The sequence below is a fragment of the Streptomyces sp. C36 genome (assembly GCF_040932295.1).
GTDB lineage: Bacteria > Actinomycetota > Actinomycetes > Streptomycetales > Streptomycetaceae > Streptomyces > Streptomyces triculaminicus.
Genome location: NZ_JBFQGI010000025.1, coordinates 1 through 2,533, shown reverse-complemented (window position 1 = coordinate 2,533; position 2,533 = coordinate 1). Strand labels below are relative to the sequence as shown.

Annotated in this window: 2 protein-coding genes; both read left to right on the top strand. The window is 65.0% G+C overall.

Going from position 1 to position 2,533, the window contains the following annotated elements; translation table 11 throughout:
• Positions 1-24 precede the first annotated feature (24 nt).
• The gene (locus tag AB4K12_RS31220; protein ID WP_368438171.1) at positions 25-225 is read left to right on the top strand and encodes an FmdB family zinc ribbon protein; all 201 of its coding nucleotides are present in this window, start codon (positions 25-27) and stop codon (positions 223-225) included.
• A 672-nt stretch (positions 226-897) separates the two neighbouring features.
• Positions 898-1,689: a hypothetical protein gene (locus AB4K12_RS31215; RefSeq protein ID WP_368438169.1), complete on the top strand. Its 792-nt coding sequence runs from the start codon at positions 898-900 to the stop codon at positions 1,687-1,689.
• Positions 1,690-2,533 lie beyond the last annotated feature (844 nt).

The following is a 2,533-nucleotide window of genomic DNA, read 5'->3' as shown; positions in this document are numbered from 1 at the left end:
GCCTGGCCCGGCTAGCCTTGACGCATGCCTCGTTACGAATTCCGCTGCCGTACCTGCGATGACTCCTTTGAGGTGAGCCGACCTATGGCTCAGTCCTCCGACCCCGCCATCTGCCCCTCCGGGCACGAGGACACCCTCAAGCTGCTGTCTGCCGTCGCGGTGGCTGGGAGCGCTGCTGCTCCCACCCCTGCAGGAGGGTGTTGCGGAGGCGGAGGCTGCTGCTAAGGCCATGACCGTGCGGGTCGTCCGCCAAGGGAGTCCGTTCACAGCTTCGGGGGAGGTACCCGCCCCAGCGGATGCTTCCCCCGCTACAGACGTGGGAGCCTTCCTTGAGTTCGGCGGCCAGGACGTCGCGGTTGGCCGACGTTGGCGTTGCACCACCGAAGGTCAACCTGCAGGGACCCCTGACACCAAGAACATCCCGAAGTTGCCGCGAACTCGATAGGCCAGCCCCCGCCGACCACCGGCAAAGCCGCCGATGCCTGCCTTGCGCGCCCCCAGCGCGGGTGGATAACCGGCTCTTCTTCTCTCAGGGCTTCCCTGCCAACCCATAACGGCGTTATGGGTTGGCCACGTACGAGAACGCACCCGCCTGGCGACGCTGTTGTTCGTGAGGGTGGCCGCTCCTTCCCACCCACGTGAGGAAGGCCTCAGCACGCTCGCCGCTACTCACAGCCCGGCTCTGCTTCCTGCGGACGGGACGTGGTTATCCGGTCAGCGTCCTGAACTGTGCCACAAGCCCCTCGATCCCAAGGCTGGAGGCCGGACGAACGGGGCTTATAACAGCCTGACTACCTCTCACTGAAGCGCGGCTGCCCTGCCCATGAGTGTCGCCGATTCGGGTGGCTGGATGCTGGTTCCCAGTTTGGGAACCAGCATCCAGTGAAGACTTTGATCATGGCACGCAGGCAGAAGCAGAGCAGAAAGCCTCGTCCTGCTATCAGGATGGGACCGATCGACACCATGGGGATCGCAGAGCAGCTACGGGCGCTACACGAAGCCGGTGGCGACCCTGCCCTGGAGCGCTTTCCTGATCCAGGTGAGCTCTACCTGGTGTTGCGCCATGCCGAGCGGCAGGCCAGCAGCCTCCCGGAGGAGGCCCGTGGTGCTGCGGCAGTGCTGCGCGCGAAGTTGTGGCAGTACCTCCGGGAGCAGGCTGACGCCGGACAGTTGAGAGCTGTCGACGACGGCCGTGGAGTCGGTGTGCCATGGCAGAGCTTTAACGAGGCGTTGTGTGTCACGACTCGGCACGGCGCCTATCAGAAGGCGCTCCGGCTGAAGGCCGAGCAGGTGCGGCAGCCGCACGAGCGGCGATCCCCGGAGACAGCGCACGCGTATGAGGAGCGGCGGCTGACCGAGGAGAAAGCTGAAAATCTCCGTGTGACCGCTCAGGCGCGGCGCTTCGCTCTGGCACAGCGGATCGCTCGTCGGCTTCTGGAGCATCGTGATGGTCTTGTCGTCGACGAGATGGCGGAGTACTGGCTCGACGAGCTTGCCGAGACGGTCGACGACCGCAATAGCGCCTTCCATCGCGCGAACTTCTGCGGCTTCCTGGAAAGCTTCGTCCGCAGCATCCACCAGCACGCCCGCGACCATAACCAGCCCACCACCACGACTGACGACGCCCGGAAGGCCCTCGCTCTGGCCACCGAGTTCGCCGTACAGGAGCGACCCACGATCCCTCAGTAGCTGCCGTTCCCAAACTGGGAACACCTCCCTCAGCAGCCACCTCCGCAGCCGTACCAGCAAGCCAGAGACGCAGTCGGGATGGGGCGCAGCGCTGGCAGGAGAAGCCATCGAGTGCCGCCGGCACATCACCAAGGCCACACCAGTAGCGGCAGTACTGGGGGATCCTCCCGGGTGGACGGGAGCCAGTCTCATGGACACATCCCCACACGCCATTGTGTGTTCCGCGAGCGGAGGTGAACCGCTGACGCTGGGCGGCGAGCGCAACACACTCGAGCGAACTCCACGCAAGCGGAGATGAGTCAGCCCTTGCGATGGTCAGTTGTCCAGCGGTGATGTAAGCGTTCCCCACAAGCAGAGGTCAGCCGTAGGCACGTCCCACTCATGTGCCGGAATAATGGGCTCCGAGCACCTGACAGTGCGCCACCACCAAGCCCAGCCCCATAACGACGTTATGGGTGAGCTCCGCGCAGACGCTCGTGAGCCGGCGCTCACCTCACAGTAGGAAGCCATTGTCACGTGAGCTCACGCACGGTCCGGCAGTGCCGAGCTCCGCGCGGGCGGAGGTGAGCCAGCGTCACGGGACTCCGCACAAACCCCAGAGTCGTGAGCTCTGTACGAGCGGAGGTGAGACTTCTCTTTCGACGGTCGGTTTTCCGCACTCGGGTGTTGCCAGCAGCTTCGAGCATGGCGGTGCGCCATGACTATGCCCCGACCCATAACGTCGTTATGGGGTGAGCTCCCACAGCGCTAGGAACACCCTGAGGTGAAACCCCGCCGGATGGCCGGAAGCACGGGCGGCCCGCAAGGCCGCTCGCCACGCCCTTCGGAAGCTTGTCTTACCGCA

Excerpts from the sequence above, each read along its gene's own strand:
- AB4K12_RS31220 (WP_368438171.1), top strand. The coding sequence starts at position 25 with ATGCCTCGTTACGAATTCCGCTGCCGTACCTGCGATGACTCCTTTGAG.
- AB4K12_RS31215 (WP_368438169.1), top strand. The coding sequence starts at position 898 with ATGGCACGCAGGCAGAAGCAGAGCAGAAAGCCTCGTCCTGCTATCAGG.